At 68.3% G+C, this 15299-nt stretch carries 14 protein-coding genes and 1 other RNA gene; 4 read left to right on the top strand and 11 right to left on the bottom strand.

Going from position 1 to position 15299, the window contains the following annotated elements:
* Window positions 1–28 precede the first annotated feature (28 nt).
* Genes murG through mraZ form a run of 9 tightly spaced genes read right to left on the bottom strand, consistent with a single transcriptional unit; the run spans window position 29 to window position 9987 of the window.
* Entirely contained in the window at window positions 29–1114 is a 1086-nt protein-coding gene (gene murG, locus C9412_RS00305; protein ID WP_107229854.1) for an undecaprenyldiphospho-muramoylpentapeptide beta-N-acetylglucosaminyltransferase, read from the bottom strand.
* The gene (gene ftsW, locus C9412_RS00300) at window positions 1111–2433 is read right to left on the bottom strand and encodes a putative lipid II flippase FtsW (protein WP_107229853.1); all 1323 of its coding nucleotides are present in this window, start codon (window positions 2431–2433) and stop codon (window positions 1111–1113) included. Before ftsW ends, murG begins: the two co-directional genes overlap by 4 nt.
* 1 nt (window position 2434) lies before the next feature.
* Window positions 2435–3520, bottom strand: a complete 1086-nt coding sequence (gene mraY / locus C9412_RS00295) for a phospho-N-acetylmuramoyl-pentapeptide-transferase (protein ID WP_057498482.1) — start codon at window positions 3518–3520, stop codon at window positions 2435–2437.
* A complete protein-coding gene (gene murF, locus C9412_RS00290; RefSeq protein ID WP_107229852.1) occupies window positions 3510–4904 on the bottom strand; it encodes a UDP-N-acetylmuramoyl-tripeptide--D-alanyl-D-alanine ligase in 1395 nt (464 codons plus the stop codon). Before murF ends, mraY begins: the two co-directional genes overlap by 11 nt.
* Window positions 4901–6460, bottom strand: coding sequence for a UDP-N-acetylmuramoyl-L-alanyl-D-glutamate--2,6-diaminopimelate ligase (locus C9412_RS00285; RefSeq protein WP_258189898.1), 1560 nt, complete (start codon window positions 6458–6460; stop codon window positions 4901–4903). The genes murF and C9412_RS00285 overlap by 4 nt, the downstream gene beginning before the upstream one ends.
* Window positions 6457–8301 carry a penicillin-binding transpeptidase domain-containing protein gene (locus C9412_RS00280; RefSeq protein WP_107229851.1) on the bottom strand — a complete coding sequence of 615 codons (1845 nt, stop codon included), beginning with the start codon at window positions 8299–8301 and terminating at the stop codon, window positions 6457–6459. Before C9412_RS00280 ends, C9412_RS00285 begins: the two co-directional genes overlap by 4 nt.
* A complete protein-coding gene (ftsL, locus tag C9412_RS00275; RefSeq protein ID WP_087921528.1) occupies window positions 8298–8561 on the bottom strand; it encodes a cell division protein FtsL in 264 nt (87 codons plus the stop codon). Before ftsL ends, C9412_RS00280 begins: the two co-directional genes overlap by 4 nt.
* The gene (gene rsmH / locus C9412_RS00270; RefSeq protein WP_107229850.1) at window positions 8558–9526 is read right to left on the bottom strand and encodes a 16S rRNA (cytosine(1402)-N(4))-methyltransferase RsmH; all 969 of its coding nucleotides are present in this window, start codon (window positions 9524–9526) and stop codon (window positions 8558–8560) included. Before rsmH ends, ftsL begins: the two co-directional genes overlap by 4 nt.
* A 14-nt stretch (window positions 9527–9540) precedes the next feature.
* Window positions 9541–9987, bottom strand: a complete 447-nt coding sequence (gene mraZ, locus C9412_RS00265; protein WP_004143635.1) for a division/cell wall cluster transcriptional repressor MraZ — start codon at window positions 9985–9987, stop codon at window positions 9541–9543.
* Between the two features lie 323 nt (window positions 9988–10310).
* Between mraZ and C9412_RS00260 the strand changes: the two genes are divergently transcribed.
* Both C9412_RS00260 and C9412_RS00255 read left to right on the top strand, forming a co-directional pair.
* Window positions 10311–11087: an NRDE family protein gene (locus tag C9412_RS00260; RefSeq protein WP_107229849.1), complete on the top strand. Its 777-nt coding sequence runs from the start codon at window positions 10311–10313 to the stop codon at window positions 11085–11087.
* A 101-nt stretch (window positions 11088–11188) separates the two neighbouring features.
* Window positions 11189–11668, top strand: coding sequence for a DM13 domain-containing protein (locus tag C9412_RS00255; RefSeq protein ID WP_107229848.1), 480 nt, complete (start codon window positions 11189–11191; stop codon window positions 11666–11668).
* Window positions 11669–11743: 75 nt separating this feature from the next.
* Here C9412_RS00255 and rnpB read toward each other — a convergent pair.
* Both rnpB and rsmI read right to left on the bottom strand, forming a co-directional pair.
* Window positions 11744–12095: RNase P RNA component class A (rnpB, locus tag C9412_RS00250), an RNA gene on the bottom strand.
* A 118-nt stretch (window positions 12096–12213) separates the two neighbouring features.
* Window positions 12214–13032 (bottom strand): 16S rRNA (cytidine(1402)-2'-O)-methyltransferase, encoded by an 819-nt coding sequence (rsmI, locus tag C9412_RS00245; RefSeq protein WP_005408070.1) that lies wholly within the window; start codon window positions 13030–13032, stop codon window positions 12214–12216.
* Between the two features lie 81 nt (window positions 13033–13113).
* Here rsmI and C9412_RS00240 point away from each other — a divergent pair, with 81 nt between their 5' ends.
* Window positions 13114–14835: a penicillin-binding protein activator gene (locus tag C9412_RS00240; protein ID WP_107229847.1), complete on the top strand. Its 1722-nt coding sequence runs from the start codon at window positions 13114–13116 to the stop codon at window positions 14833–14835.
* A complete protein-coding gene (locus C9412_RS00235; RefSeq protein WP_107229846.1) occupies window positions 14825–15193 on the top strand; it encodes a YraN family protein in 369 nt (122 codons plus the stop codon). The genes C9412_RS00240 and C9412_RS00235 overlap by 11 nt, the downstream gene beginning before the upstream one ends.
* The last annotated feature ends 106 nt before the right edge of the window (window positions 15194–15299 follow it).

The following is a 15299-nucleotide window of genomic DNA, read 5'->3' as shown; positions in this document are numbered from 1 at the left end:
GCAGGGCAGGCGCGGTGGCATGCCTTCTTCATACAGCTTCCTCAAGAATGATATCGGCGATGCGCTCGGCGGCATCGACCTTGGCCAGGGCACGCGCGGCTTGCGCCATCTGCATGCGGCGGGCGGGATTTTCGGACAGATCGCGCAGCAGTGCGGCAATGCCGTCGGCCAGCGTTCCGTCCTGCTTCAGCAACACCGCCGCATCGCGCTCGACCAGGTACTCCGCATTGCGGGTCTGGTGATCGTCGACGGCGGCGGGGAATGGCACCAGCACGCTGCCGACACCGACCGCGCACAGCTCGGCCAGGGTCGACGCGCCTGCACGGCACACCACCAGGTCGGCCCAGGCGAAGGCCTCGGCCATGTTGGCGATGAACGGCGTGATTTCAGCCTGCACGCCGGCCTTGGCATAGGCCTCGACCGCTTCGGCATGCAGCTTCTCGCCACTCTGGTGGCGCACCTGCACCGGCACGTCCGCGCCCAGCGCCGCGATGGCCTGCGGCACGCCGGTGTTGAGCGCACGCGCGCCCTGGCTGCCACCGACCACCAGCACGCGCAGCGGACCGTGGCGGTCGGCAAAGCGCTGCTCGGGCGGTGCGATGGCGGCGATTTCCGCACGCACCGGGTTGCCGACGAACTCCTCGCCCTTGGCGAAGGTGCCCGGGAAACCGGTCAGCAGGCGGCGCGCGTAGCGCGACAGGATGCGATTGGTCAGGCCCGGCGCACGGTTCTGCTCATGCACGATCAGCGGCAGGCCATGCAGGCGCGTGGCCATGCCACCGGGGCCGGAGGCAAAGCCGCCGAAGGCCACCACTGCACGCGGCTGGCGCTTGCGGATGATCATGCCGGCCGCACGCAGCGCGCGCATCAGCCGCCACGGTGCACCCAGCAGGGCCAGCTTGCCCTTGCCGCGCAGGCCGGTGATGGCCAGCGTGTCGATGGCGATGTCGTGCTGCGGCACCAGGCGGGTTTCCATCGCGCCCTCGGCGCCCATCCAGGTGACCGGCACGCCGCGCTCGCGCAGCACCCGGGCCACGGCCAGGCCGGGGAAGATGTGGCCGCCGGTGCCACCGGCCAGGATCATCACCGGGCGGGCGTTGGAGGCGCTGCTCATGACAGCCTCCCGAAGGTCGGTTCGATACGCGACTGCAGGCGGCTGGTGCCACGCGCGGCATTCGGCGCAGTGGTGGCCACCGGCTCGGCGCTCATCGGTACGCTGGCCGCCGCAGGTGCAGCAGGTTCGTCCATCGGCTCGGCAACGGCGTCTTCGGCGCCACCACCGATACGCACGGCCTGGCGACGCTCGGCGCGCTTGAGTTCATAGGACACGCGCAGCAGCAGGCCCATCGCCACGCAGGTCATCAGCACCGACGAACCGCCGGAGGAGATCAGCGGCAGGGTCAGGCCCTTGGTCGGCAGGATGCCCAGGTTCACGCCGATCGAAACGAAGGTCTGCATGCTGATCCACAGGCCGATGCCGAAGGCGATGTAGCCGGAGAAGTGGCGCTTCATTTCCACGCAGCGCATGCCCAGCCAGAAGGTGCGGCCCACCAGCAGCGCGTACAGGGCCACGATCACGCAGGTGCCCAGGAAGCCGAATTCCTCGGCGGTGACCGAGAAGATGAAGTCGGTATGCGCCTCGGGCAGGTAGTACAGCTTCTGCACCGAATTGCCCAGGCCAACCCCGGTCCACTCGCCACGGCCTACCGCCATCAGCGCGTTGGACAGCTGGTAGCCGTCGCCCTGCTGGTCGGCCCACGGGTCGAGGAACGAGGTGATGCGGCGCATGCGGTACGGCTCGATGATCGCCAGCGCGCTCATGCCGACCAGGCCGATGATCACCGGCATCGACATGCGCGGCATGTTGACCCCGCCCAGCACCAGCATGCCGGCGGTGATCGCCAGCAGCAGGGTGGACGAACCGAAGTCCGGCTGCAGCAGCAGCAGCACCACCAGCGCACCGGCCACGCCCAGCGGCTTGAGCATCGCCGGCCAAGTCGCGTTCACTTCATCGCGGAAGCGCACCAGGTAGCTGGACAGCCACACGATGTAGAGCACCTTCACCGCTTCCACGGTCTGGAACTTGGAGATGCCCAGGTTGATCCAGCGGCGCGCACCGTTGACGGTGCTGCCCAGGCCCGGCGCGAACACCGCCAGCAGCAGCACGAAGCAGCCCAGCAGCAGCATCTGGTTGTACTGCTCGATGGACTTCAGCTCGGTACGCGCGGCCACCACCGCCAGCACGATGCCGACCGCCAGGAAGATCAGGTGGCGGTTGAGGTAGTAGAACGGGCTGCTCATCAAGGCGATCGAGCTGGACGCCACCATCACCACGCCGACACCGGTGAGCGCGATGATCGCGCCCAGCAGCCACTTGTCGTAGCTGCCTTCGATGGCTTCAAGGCGTGTTGCCTGGCGGGACAGGTCGTTCATCTCAGCGCACCTTCAACGTGGCCAGGCCGATCAGCACGAGCACGACGGAGATGATCCAGAAGCGCACGATCACGCGCGGTTCGGGCCAGCCCTTCAGTTCGAAATGGTGGTGGATCGGCGCCATGCGGAACACGCGCTTGCCGGTCAGCTTGAACGAGGCGACCTGGATCATCACCGACAGCGTTTCGATGACGAACACGCCGCCCATGATCACCAGCACCAGCTCCTGGCGGGTGATCACCGCGATCGTGCCCAGCACCGCGCCCAGCGACAGCGCGCCGATGTCGCCCATGAAGACCATGGCCGGATAGGTGTTGAACCAGAGGAAGCCCAGGCCGGCGCCGGCAATGGCCGCGCAGATGATCACCAGCTCGCCGGCCCCCGGAATCTGCGGGATCTGCAGGTAGTTGGCGAACACCACGTTGCCCGAGGCATAGGCGAACACGCCCAGCGCGCAGGCCACCAGCACGGTCGGCATGATGGCCAGGCCGTCCAGGCCGTCGGTCAGGTTCACCGCATTGGAGAAACCGACGATCCAGAAGTAGGCGATGGCCACAAAGCCGATGCCGGCCAGCGGCAGCGCCACCGACTTGAACATCGGGATATAGAAGGTCAGCGCCGCCGGTACGTCGGCGGTCTGGAACAGGAAGATGCCCGCGGCCAGGCCGAAGATCGACTGCAGCAGGTACTTCCAGCGCGACTTCAGGCCGTTCGGGTCGCGACGGACGATCTTGATCCAGTCGTCATACCAGCCGATGGCGCCGAAGCACAGCATCACCGCCAGCACCAGCCACACGTAGCGGTTGCGCAGGTCGGCCCACATCAGCACCGACAGGGTGACGGTAAGCAGGATCAGCGAGCCGCCCATGGTCGGCGTGCCGGCCTTGGAGAAGTGGGTCTGCGGGCCGTCGCTGCGGATCGGCTGGCCGCCCTTGAACTGGGCAAGCTTGCGGATCATCGCCGGGCCCAGCCAGAGCGACAGGAACAGCGCCGTCAGCGCGGCAAGGATGGCGCGGAACGTCTGGTAGTTGAACAGCCCGAACAGGCTCTCCAACTGCTGCAACCATCGAGCCAGTTCATACAACATGCGGGGATTCCTCTCCTTGCGCCAGCAGCGCTTTGACGATCAGGTCCATGGCACTGCCACGGGAACCCTTGACCAGGCAGCGCACACCAGCGTGCAACTCGTCCTGCAGCGCCTGTGACAGCGCATCATGGGTGGCGAAATGGCGGCCACCTTCACCGAAGGCGGCCGCAGCGGCGGCACTGAGCGGACCCAGCGCGTACAGCCGCTTGAGACCGGCCGCGCGGGCGCGCAGACCGGCCTGGGCATGCAGCGCTTCGGCATCCGGGCCCAGCTCACGCATGTCGCCCAGTACCAGCCAACCCTCTTCCGGCGCAGCGGCCAGGGCGTCGATGGCGGCGGCCAGCGAACCCGGGTTGGCGTTGTAGCTGTCGTCCACCAGCACTGCACCGTTGTGCAGCTGATGGGCGATCTGGCGGCCCGGCACCGGCTGTGCCTCGGCCAGCCCGGCCGCAATCAGCGCCAGATCGATACCGGCGGCCAGCGCCAGGCTGGCGGCGGCCAGCGCGTTGCTGACGTTGTGGCGCCCCGGCAGGCCCAGCACCACGCGGGCCTCGCCCGTCGGCGCGACCAGCACGAACTGGCTGCCCTGTGCACCGCCACGGATATCACGCGCGGTGACCTCGGCGGTGTGCTCCAGGCCGTAGCGCAGCACGCGGCAGCGCGGCAGAGTGCCGACGAAATGCTGTTCGAACCAGCGCCCGTAGGCATCGTCCACGTTGATCACCGCCACGCCATCGGCCGGCAGCGCCGCGTAGATCGCGCCCTTGGTGACCGCCACGCCGAGCAGGCTGCCCATGCGCTCCAGGTGCGCCGGGGCGATATTGTTGACCAGCGCATAGCGCGGGCGGGCGATGTCGGTGAGGTAAGCGATGTCACCCGGCTTGCCGGCACCCATCTCGTAGACGGCGTAGTCGGCATCTTCCGGCGCGTCGATCACCGCCAGCGGCAAGCCGATCTCGTTGTTGCGGTTACCCGGGTTGGCGTAGACCACCCGGTGCGCCTCGCGCGCCACCTGCTGCAGGATCGACAGCAGCAGGCTCTTCACACTGGTCTTGCCATTGCTGCCGGTGATCGCGAACACCTCGGTGCCGCGGTCGCGCTGCATGCCGGTGGCGATCTTGGCCAGCGCCAACTCGCTGTCGGCCACCAGCACCTGCGGCACGTCCAGCGGCAGCAGGCGTTCGACCAGCAGCGCGCTGGCACCGCGTGCCAGTGCGTCGGCGGCGAAGTCATGGCCATCGAAGCGCTCGCCACGCAGCGCCACGTACAGGCTGCCCGGGCCGAGGCTGCGGGTGTCATTGCTTACCGCGTCGATGGCCACGTCATCGCCGTGGATCTCGCCGCCGGCCCAATGCGCGATCAGCGAAAGCAGGGTGCGCTTCATGCGGCGCCCTCCCCGGCCTGGGGGCCCTCTTCCGCGTCCTGCGGCCGGGCCACTAGCGCATCCATGCGCGTCGCTGCTAGAACACCGGCTTTGGCCGCCAATGCAGCCGCCGCCACTTCGGTGTCGTCGAAGTCATGGCGCACGCCGTTCACTTCCTGGTACGGCTCGTGGCCCTTGCCGGCGATCAGGATGATGTCGCCGGCACCGGCGCGCTTCACCGCCAGGCCGATCGCGCGCGCGCGGCTGCGCTGCACGGTCACCGCCTCGGCGTTCTGGAAGCCGGCCAGGATGTCGGCCACGATCACGTCGCCATCCTCGCCGCGCGGGTTGTCGTCGGTGACGATGACCTGGTTGGCCAGGCGCTCGGCGATCGCAGCCATCTGCGGGCGCTTGCCGGTATCGCGCTCGCCACCGCAGCCGAACACGCAGAACAGCGCACCGTGCAGGTGGCCGTGCAAGCTGTCCAACGCCTGTTCCAGCGCGTCCGGGGTATGTGCGTAATCGACCACCACGGTCGGCAGACCGTCTTCGCCGCCGAGGCGGTTCATGCGGCCGCGGATCGGCTGCAGCGCCGACAGCACCTCGGCGATGCGCGGCAGTGGCTGGCCCTGCGCATGCAGGGTGCCGGCCACGGCCAGCAGGTTGTCCACGTTGAAGCGGCCCAGCAGCGGCGACTGCACCGCAGCGCGCTGGCCGTCGATGACCAGTTCAAAGGCAATGCCACGGCCATCGAGCTGCAGCGCTTCGGCGCGCACGCTGGCCTCGCTGGCACCGCGCGAGCTCAGGCCGATCGGCTGCACGCCCGCCGGCAGGCCGGCGAACAGCTGGCGACCGAAGGCGTCGTCCAAGTTGATCACCGCTGCCTTCAGGCCCGGGCGATGGAACAGCCGCGCCTTGGCCGCGCCGTAGCTGGCCATGTCGCCGTGGTAGTCCAGATGGTCGCGGGTGAGATTGGTGAACACCGCCACGTCGTAGTGCACGGCATCCACGCGGCCCTGGTCCAGCGCGTGCGAGCTGACTTCCATCGCCACCGCGCGCGCGCCGGCATCACGCAGCTGCGCCAGCAGCGCGTGCATCTGCAGCACCAGCGGCGTGGTGAAGCCGGTCGGCTCGACCGCGCCATAAAGTCCGGCGCCCAGCGTGCCGATACTGCCACTGGGCGTACCGAGCAGGTGCCAGGCCTGGGCCAGCAGCTGCACGGTGGAGGTCTTGCCGTTGGTGCCGGTCACGCCAACCATTGCCATCGCCCGCGACGGTGCGCCATGGAACTGGTCGGCCATCGCGCCCATGCGCGCGCGCAGACCCGGCACCGCGATCGCATCGGCCGGCGCCGGCAGCTCAGCAGGGGCCGGCGGTTCGAACAGGATGACGCCAGCGCCCGCCGCACGGGCCTGCTCGACAAAGCCCAGGCCATGCGCGCCGAAACCGGCGATGGCGACGAAGGCATTGCCGGGGCGCACAGCGCGGCTGTCCAGCACCAGGCCAGTCAGAACGGGATCATGGCCCGCCAGGGCCACGTCCGGAAGCAACTGCGAAAGCAACATCGAAGGACTCATTGCGTGCCTCCCGTAGCGGGCGGCGTCTGGGCGTGCGCGCTGGGCAGCGCAGCATCGAATTCGGCGGCGGCATCGGCCGGCAGTGCGGCCTCAGCCGGCGGCGCGGGCAGGATCGAAGCCGAGTGGCCGACCTTGCCGGACTGCTGTGCGGCCAGCCACGACTGCAGGTCGTCCAGCGGCACGTCCATCAGGCGCAGGGTGCCTTCCATCACGTTGTGATAGACCGGCGCCGACACCAGGCCGCCGTAGAACTTGCCGGCCTGCGGGTCGTTGATGACGATGACGGTGGCAAAGCGCGGGTTGGTGGCCGGCACCACACCGGCGAACAGCGCGTTGTAGTGGCCGCGCTCGTAGCCACCGGGGCCGGCCTTGCGCGCGGTACCGGTCTTGCCGGCCACGCGGTAGCCCAGCACCGCCGCCTGCTTGGCGCCGCCCTGGGTGACCACCGTTTCCATCATCGCCACCACCTGCTTGGCGACGTTCTCATCGATGATCTGCTGGCCTTCGTTGCGCTGGCCCTTGACGAAGGTCGGCGCGATCAGACGACCGCCGTTGGCAAGTGCCGAATAGGCGGTAGCGATCTGCAGCGGAGTGACGTTCAGGCCGTAGCCATAGGACATCGTGGTCTTGGTGGTACCCGACCAGCGCGCCGGCCGCAGCACCACGCCGCCGGATTCACCCGGGAAACCGCTGTGCGGCACCGAGCCATAGCCGAAGCGGCGCACGCCGTCGTAGAACACCTGGTCCGGCATCTTCGCCGCGACCTTGGCCGCGCCCACGTTCGAACTGCGGGTGATCACGCCGGTCACGTTCAGCACGCCGTTGTTGCGCGGCACGTCGCGGATGGTGAAGCGGCCCAGGGTCATGTAACCCGGGTTGGTGTCGATGATGGTGTCCTTGGTCACCGCACCGGCCTGCAGCGCGGTGGCAATGGTCAGCGGCTTCATCGTCGAACCCGGCTCGACCAGATCGGTCACCGCACGATTGCGGCGCGCATCAGGCAGCGCGCCGGTCAGCGAATTCGGGTTGTAGGTCGGCAGGTTGACCATGGCCAGGATCTCGCCGGTGGTCACATCCATGATCACCATCGAACCGCCGGCCGCCTTGTTGGCCACCAGCGCGTTGCGCAGTTCCTTGAACGCCAGGTACTGGATGCGGCGGTCGATGCTGAGGGTCAGGTCCTTGCCCGGTTCGGCGGCGCGCAGCAGATCGCTCTCGACGGTCTCGCCCTTGCGGTTGCGGATCACCCGCTTGGCGCCGGCCTTGCCGCGCAGCCATTCGTCGAACGCCAGCTCCAGCCCTTCCTGGCCGCGGTCGTCGATGTTGGTGAAGCCCAGCACGTGCGCCATCGCCTCACCCTGCGGGTAGAAGCGGCGGAACTCGCGCTGTGCGGCCACGCCCGGAATCTTCAGCGCCACCACCTTCTCTGCCTCGTCCGGATTGATCCGGCGACGCAGGTACATGAATTCCTTGTCCGACTTCTGCGACAGGCGGCTGCTCAGCTCGTCCACCGACATGCCGACGGCCTGGGCCAGTTCCGGGATGCGCTCGGGCGAACGCAGCAGGTCCTGCGGGTTGACCCAGATCGAGGCGACCGGCGTGGACACCGCCAGCGGCTCGCCGTTGCGGTCGGTGATCATGCCGCGCGAAGTCTTGATCGGCAGCTCGCGCAGGTAACGGGCTTCGCCCTGGCGCTGGTAGAAATCGCTGTTGATGATCTGCACGTAGGCGGCGCGACCGACCAGCGACACCGAGCACAGGCCAAGCGCCAGCGCGACCCAGCGCAGGCGCTGGCGCAGGTTGAAGGCGTTGCGCGGGCGGTTGCGGCCGGTCTTGCTCATGGCCGCACCACCACGATGTCGGCAGCCTCGGGGAACTTCATGCCGAGCTTCTCGCGGGCGATGCGATCGACGCGGTTGGCTTCGGCCAGCGTGGCCTGTTCCAGCTGCAGGCGGCCGAATTCCAGATTGATGTCATCGCGCGTGCGCTCGGCGCGCGACAGCTCGATGAACGTCTGCCGATGGCGGTGACGCACGAACACGACGCCGATCGCCGAGGCCACGGTCGAGGCCAACAGGATGATCAGCAGCAGCCGGCTCATGCGCTGGCCTCCCGCTTCTGCGCCACACGCAGCACGGCGCTGCGCGCACGCGGGTTGGCGGCCAGCTCTTCGTCGGTGGCCTTGATGGCACCACCGATCAGGTCCAGCGTCGGCACGAACGCGACCGCCTCGGGCAGGCGGCGGTTGGCCGGCGGCGCCTTGGCCAGGCGGTTCATGTACTGCTTGACGATGCGGTCTTCCAGCGAGTGGAAGCTGATCACCGCCAGGCGGCCACCGGGCTTGAGCCGTTCCACCGCCGCATCGAGCCCGGCTTCGAGATCGGCCAGCTCGCGGTTGATGTGGATGCGGATGGCCTGGAAGCTGCGGGTGGCCGGGTGGATCTTGTCCTTGCCACGCGGCATCACCGAGGCGATCAGCTCGGCCAGTTCGGCGGTGCGGGAGAACGGCTGCTTCTCGCGGCGGGCCACGATGGCGCGGGCGATGCGGCGGCTCTGGCGCTCTTCGCCGTAGGTCCACAGCACGTCGGCAATCTCGCGCTCTTCCACGCGGTTGATCCACTGCGCGGCGCTTTCACCGCTGTCCGGATCCATGCGCATGTCCAGCGGGCCGTCCTTGCCGAAACTGAAGCCACGTTCGGCCACGTCCAGCTGCGGCGACGACACGCCCAGATCGAACAGCACACCGTCCAGGCCTTCAGCCGTCGCATCCCACTGCAGCAGCTGGGCGAAGCTGCCACGGAAGATGGACACGCGCGCATCCGGCGCGAAATCGCGCTCAGCAACGGCGATGGCTTCCGGATCCTTGTCCATGACCAGCAGGCGCCCCTCGGGACCGAGCTGGGTGAGCACGCCACGTGCATGACCGCCACGACCGAACGTGCCATCCAGATAACGTCCGTTTTCGATCACCCTCAGGCCTTCGATGACCTGGGTGTACAGGACCGGCAGGTGCACCGCCGGCGACTGCGACACCGGAAGGTGACCGGTCTGCGCTTCTGGGCGCATCCGGGCACCCCGGCTCACAACTTCAGGTCGAGCAACCCATCACCCAGATCCTCGTCAGACAACGTCTGCTGGATCAGGGCCCGATGCGCCTGCTCGCTCCACAATTCGAACTTGTCGCCCATACCGAGCAATACCGCCTTCTTCTCAATGCCCACCGCACCGCGGTGGCTGGCGGGGATGCTGATGCGACCGTTGCCGTCCAGCTCCAGATGGGCGGCCGAGCCGACCAGCTTCTGCTGCAACAGGCGCACGACGCGCTGGGTGTTGGGCTTGGACATGACGTCGTCGCGGACCCGCTCCCATTCCGACTCTGCATACAGCCACAGGCAGCCGGCTTCGAACGGGTTGTAGGTCAAGACGAGACGGTTGTTGCTGGCGCGCGCGACAAGGTCGCGGTAAGCGGTGGGAACCGCCATGCGCCCTTTGTCGTCAACTGTGATGGCCGTCTCGCCCTGGAACACGACGCGTGCACCTATCCTTCGCCCGGTGAAACATTGAACCACGAAAACCCACAAAACACCCGGATTTCCCTCTGATGCCCACCTTAGCAGCGGGCCGAGGGTTGTCAACAACTTTTCAGCAGGGAAATCGCCAGCCGCATCAATGGCTTGCAACAACCTTTAGAGAATTGTTCAAGGCTTATCCACAAGTTGCTGATCCGTCTCATTTTTTGAGATTGAACGGAAGTTCAGGGGTGTGGACAGGGCATGAAACATCGGCCGCGCATTCATCCGCGGCGGGTCGAAAACGGCGTCAGACTGCGCAAACCGTGCACAATGAGGCCATGTGCCTGCTCGCTCTTGGCTGGATGCACCACCCGCGCTGGCGGCTGGTGATGATCGGCAACCGTGATGAGTTCCACGCCCGCCCGACTGCGGCGCTGGCCCCCTGGCAAGATGAGACCTCCGTCATCGGGGGGCGCGACCTGCGCTCCGGTGGCGGCTGGGCCGGCGTCGGTGCCGGCGGCCGGATGGCAGTGGTCACCAATGTCCGCGATCCGCTGGCCGCACAGACCGGCCCGTCGCGCGGCGCGCTGGTGGCCGACTTCCTGCGTGGCCGCGACCCGGCCGCCGTGCATATCGAGCGTTTGGCGACCGTGGCCGGCGCCTATGCCCCGTTCAACCTCCTGCTGGCCGATAGCGACAGCCTGGAGTTCCTGGGCAACCACCCCGCCGAACGCCAACACCTGAACCCCGGCGTGCACGGCATGTCCAACGGCGCACTGGACGCCCCCTGGCCAAAGACCCGCCGGCTGATGGCCGCGCTTTCCGCCTGGCTGAAGGAAGACGGGGTCAGATCCCTTTCCCAAGGGGAAAGGGATCTGACCCCGCTCTGGCAGGCCCTCGCCGACGAACACCGCCCCGCCGACAGCGACCTGCCCGACACCGGCATCGGCCTGGAGCGCGAGCGCTGGCTGAGCCCGGCCTTCATCCGCGGCGACGACTACGGCACCCGCGCCAGCACCGTGCTGCTGATCGACGCCGATGGTCACGGCCAGATCCACGAGCGCCGCTTCGGCCCACAGGGCGTGGCCCTTGGCCAGAGCCAGGTCGATTTCTGACCCTGTACCTGTTTTCTGTGTCTATAAATGTCTGCCTGCACGCCACACGATGACCGGGCGCGGTCCTGCCGCGCGCCCCACCGATCCACAGGGAGTCATCGATGCGCCGTGTTCTCGTACTTGCCGCCACCCACCTGCTCACGCTCGGCCTCGGCTTCGGCCTGGGCGTGTACCTGCTGCCGATCCTGATCGCCCCGGATGATCCGCCGGTCGCGCAGGTGCAGGCCGCCATGGGCGAAGCCCGCTACCACACCACCTTCCGCCGCGACCTCAAGGGCAGCGACGCGGTGCACTGGGCCGACGGCAAGGTCAGCGTCAGCGCGCGCCAGGTCGCCTTCGACGGCAAGATGGGCCCGGGGCCGGACTACAAGGTCTACCTGGTGCGCGACTTCGTCGACAACAAAGCCGATTTCCTGAAGATCAAGGCGCAGGCCCAGCGCATCGGCGAAGTGAAGACCTTCAACCGTTTCCTGGTGGACGTGCCCGACAGCGTCAACGTGGACGACTACACCACCGTGGTGGTGTGGTGCGAACGCTTCGAGCAGTTCATTTCCGCGGGGCAGTACCGTACGCCGGATTGAGGACGCCCCGATGTCGAGGTAATGCCGGCCGCTGGCCGGCATTACCGATGTGCAGTGCGCACAATGAAAAGAAGGAGGCGGAGCCGGCCGATAAGCCGGGTTCTGTCGTGGACAGTCATTCCTCTAGGCGTTACGTCACCGCAACGCTCAAGCAACCTACCCGGATCCAACGCGGGCCGCGCCAAAGGATCCCTATTTGGTCTTGCTCCAGGTGGGGTTTGCCGTGCCGGTCTGTTGCCAGACTCGCGGTGCGCTCTTACCGCACCATTTCACCCTTACCGGCCTTCCGAAGAAGACGTAGGCGGTATCTTTCTGTTGCACTTTCCGTCGGCTTGCGCCGCCCAGGCGTTACCTGGCACCTTGCCCTATGGAGCCCGGACTTTCCTCGGCACCCCCGAAAGGATGACGCGACTGTCTGGCCGGCTCCGCCAGCGCGCATTCTAGCGCACGTGGGGGGTTCCTGCCGCGTTGATCGCGACGTGCGATTCATCCATCCACGCATGGCGTGAATCTACCGATTCCGCTGCCCTGGTGGGTGCGATCCATCAACTGCCGTACAACGCCTTGCGCGGTGCGCCGGTCAACTCGGCGGCGAGCTTGGCGGCAGTCGACGGCGGCAGGTGCTCGCTCAGCTTGGCGTACACCCGGCGGCCATGCGCCAACTGCGCTTCCTCGTCATCGCCGGCGCCCTGCACCATCACCACGAACTCACCCTTGCGCTGGTTCTCGTCGGCTTCCACCTTGGCCAGCAGGCCAGCCAGATCGCCGTCGAGCACGGTCTCGAACAGCTTGGTCAGCTCGCGCGCCAGCACCGCCGGGCGCTCGCCGCCGAAGATCGCGGCCATGTCGGCCAGCGATTCGGCGATGCGATGCGAGGACTCATAGAACACCATCGTGCGCACTTCACCGGCCAGCGCCTGCAGGCGGTCGCGGCGGCCGCTGGCCTTGGCCGGCAGGAAACCTTCGAAGCTGAAGCGGTCGCTGGGCAGACCGGCCACGCTCAGCGCGGCGATGGCGGCGCAGGCGCCCGGGATCGGGCTGACCTTGATGCCGGCCGCGCGCGCAGCACGCACCAGGCGGAAGCCGGGGTCGCTGACCAGCGGGGTACCGGCATCGCTGACCAGCGCCAGCGACTCGCCGGCCTGCAGCCGCGAGACCAGGCGCTGCGACAGGGCCTCTTCATTGTGTTCATGCAGGGCCACCAGCGGCTGCTGGATGCCGAAATGGGACAGCAGCTGGCCGCTGCGGCGGGTGTCCTCGGCACAGATGGCCGCCACCGAGCGCAGCACCTCCTGCGCGCGCGGGCTCAGATCGGCCAGGTTGCCGATCGGGGTGGCGACGACGTACAGGGTTGGCACACTCATTTCAGCGGTACTCACGGGGCAAGGGTAGAATCGTAGCGTGTACCCGGCCAAGGCCGCTGCCCTCATCGCATGGACCCGATCATGAACAAGCCCGCCGCACGGATCTCCGCCCTGTCGTTGTCGCTGCTGCTGATGGCCGGCTGTGCCACCACCAGCCTGACCAGCGCGCCCGAATCGCCGGCGCAGAGCCAGGCGCTGGCGCTGATCGAACAGGGCAAACCGCGCGACGCCGCACTGCAGCTGGAAGGCCTGGCCGCCACCCTGCGCGGCGGTGCCCGCGCCAACGCCCTGGCCGACGCGGCCTGGGCCTGGAACCTGGCCGGCGACAGTGCCCGCGCACGCAGCCTGCTGGGCCAGCTCACCGCCCGCCAGCTGACCGGTGCCAGCCTGCAGCGCTACCAGCTGACCGGTGCCGAGCTGGCACTGGCCGACAAGCAGCCGGCGCAGGCGCTGGCGCTGCTGAAGGACAGCGGCGACAACGTGCTGCCGGCGCTGCGCACGCGCTGGTACCTGGCCCGCGCCGCCGCCCTGCAGGGGACCGGCGACAGCTTTGGCGCCGCCGCCGAACGTGCCCGCGCGCATGCCGGCCTGACCGGCACCGCCCGCAACGAGAACCAGTCGGCCATCGCCGGCCTGCTCGGCACCCTCGACGACACCACCCTGCGCAGCCGCGCCGCCGCGCTGCCAGCCAACGACCCGCTGTACAACTTCGCTGGCCGCGCACTGATCGCGCGTGGCCTGCCGCTGCCGCGCCCGTTCGATCGTGATGGCGCGGCCCAGTTCGATACCAGCAAGCGCCCGCCGGCGCTGAGCGATGGCTACCGCCCGCCGGTCAAGCTGGCCGTGCTGCTGCCGCTCAGCGGCCGCCTGGCCACCGCCGCGCAGCCGGTGCGCGATGGCCTGCTGGCCGCGTACTACGGCGAGACCCGCCGCCGCCCGGACATCACCTTCATCGATACCGCCGGTACCGCAGCCGGTGCGCTGGCCGCCTATGACAAGGCCGTCAGCGCCGGTGCCGACTTCGTGGTCGGCCCGCTCGGCCGCGACGAAGTGGACGCAGTGTATGGCCGCCAGCAGCTGAAAGTGCCGGTGCTGGCGCTGAACCGTGGCAAGGACGCACCGCCGGCCGGCAGTGCCGGTTTCTCGCTGGCACCGGAAGACGACGGCATCGTCGCCGCCGAATACCTGCGTGGCCGCGAGCGCGGCAAGGCGCTGGTGATCAACAGCGCCGACGACACCGGCCGTCGTGCCGCCGCCGCCTTCGCCCAACGCTTCGCCCAGCGCGGCGGCCAGGTGGTGGCCACGATCGGCGTCAGCGATGCGGTCGGCGATGTCGGTGCGCAGGTACGCAATGCCGGCCAGGTCGATGCCGTGTTCCTGGCCGTGCGCGCGCCGCAGGCCCGCCTGCTGGCGCCGCAGCTGGCGCTGGCCGGTGCCGGTGGCGCCACCCGCGTCGGCACCTCGCAGCTGACCGTCGGCAGCGGCAAGGTGGAAGAAGACGTGGCGCTGGACGGCATCGTCTACCCGAACGAAGCCTGGAACGTGCGCAGCGTGTCCGGCCTGCCCTCGGCCAGCCAGGTCGCCAGCACCCTGCCCAGCGCACGCGGTGCCGCTGGCCGCCTGTTCGCCTTCGGCGCCGATGCCTGGAAGATCACCGCCTACCTGGACAAGCTGTCCAACGAAGGTGGCCTGGACGGCGCCACTGGCACCCTGTTCCTGGACAGCAACGGCAACATCCTGCGCCAGCCGGCCTGGTCCACCTTCAACGGCGGCCGGCCGATGCCGATCGTCGGTGGTCGCTGAGCGCAGCCAACGCGGCTCGGCGGTGGAAGCTGCCGCCGAGCAGCATCTGCAACAGGCCGGTTTGTTGCCGCGCGCACGCAACGTGCGTTATCGCGGCGGTGAACTGGACCTGGTGATGGACGATGCCGGCACCGTGGTGTTCGTGGAAGTGCGCTACCGCGCGCGATCCGATTTCGGTGGCGGCGCGGCCTCGGTGGATGTGCGCAAATGCCGACGCGTGGCGCATGCCGCGTTGTTGTACCTGCAGGACCATCCGGCGCTGGCCGATGCGCCTTGCCGCTTTGATGTGGTGGAAGCTACGGGTGAACCGCCGCAGCTGAACTGGCTGCGCGACGCGTTCCGGTTGGATGATTGCTGATGGGTACCGTTTGCTTTGGTAGCGGCCGACTTTGGTCGGCGCTTCTGTGCCAACCAAGGTTGGCACCTACCAGAGCGCAGCCTGGCCGGCACGACTGTGGTGCGTG

This window comes from Stenotrophomonas sp. Nf1 (assembly GCF_003028475.1).
Lineage (GTDB): Bacteria > Pseudomonadota > Gammaproteobacteria > Xanthomonadales > Xanthomonadaceae > Stenotrophomonas.
Note: the sequence above shows the minus strand (reverse complement) of the source record. Positions and strands in the feature narration are given on the sequence as shown.

What these genes read in the sequence shown, in the direction of transcription:
- murG (WP_107229854.1), bottom strand. Translation starts at nt 1,114, where the DNA reads ATGAGCAGCGCCTCCAACGCCCGCCCGGTGATGATCCTGGCCGGTGGC.
- ftsW (WP_107229853.1), bottom strand. Translation starts at nt 2,433, where the DNA reads ATGAACGACCTGTCCCGCCAGGCAACACGCCTTGAAGCCATCGAAGGC.
- mraY (WP_057498482.1), bottom strand. Translation starts at nt 3,520, where the DNA reads ATGTTGTATGAACTGGCTCGATGGTTGCAGCAGTTGGAGAGCCTGTTC.
- murF (WP_107229852.1), bottom strand. Translation starts at nt 4,904, where the DNA reads ATGAAGCGCACCCTGCTTTCGCTGATCGCGCATTGGGCCGGCGGCGAG.
- C9412_RS00285 (WP_258189898.1), bottom strand. Translation starts at nt 6,460, where the DNA reads ATGAGTCCTTCGATGTTGCTTTCGCAGTTGCTTCCGGACGTGGCCCTG.
- C9412_RS00280 (WP_107229851.1), bottom strand. Translation starts at nt 8,301, where the DNA reads ATGAGCAAGACCGGCCGCAACCGCCCGCGCAACGCCTTCAACCTGCGC.
- ftsL (WP_087921528.1), bottom strand. Translation starts at nt 8,561, where the DNA reads ATGAGCCGGCTGCTGCTGATCATCCTGTTGGCCTCGACCGTGGCCTCG.
- rsmH (WP_107229850.1), bottom strand. Translation starts at nt 9,526, where the DNA reads ATGCGCCCAGAAGCGCAGACCGGTCACCTTCCGGTGTCGCAGTCGCCG.
- C9412_RS00260 (WP_107229849.1), top strand. Translation starts at nt 10,311, where the DNA reads ATGTGCCTGCTCGCTCTTGGCTGGATGCACCACCCGCGCTGGCGGCTG.
- C9412_RS00255 (WP_107229848.1), top strand. Translation starts at nt 11,189, where the DNA reads ATGCGCCGTGTTCTCGTACTTGCCGCCACCCACCTGCTCACGCTCGGC.
- rsmI (WP_005408070.1), bottom strand. Translation starts at nt 13,032, where the DNA reads ATGAGTGTGCCAACCCTGTACGTCGTCGCCACCCCGATCGGCAACCTG.
- C9412_RS00240 (WP_107229847.1), top strand. Translation starts at nt 13,114, where the DNA reads ATGAACAAGCCCGCCGCACGGATCTCCGCCCTGTCGTTGTCGCTGCTG.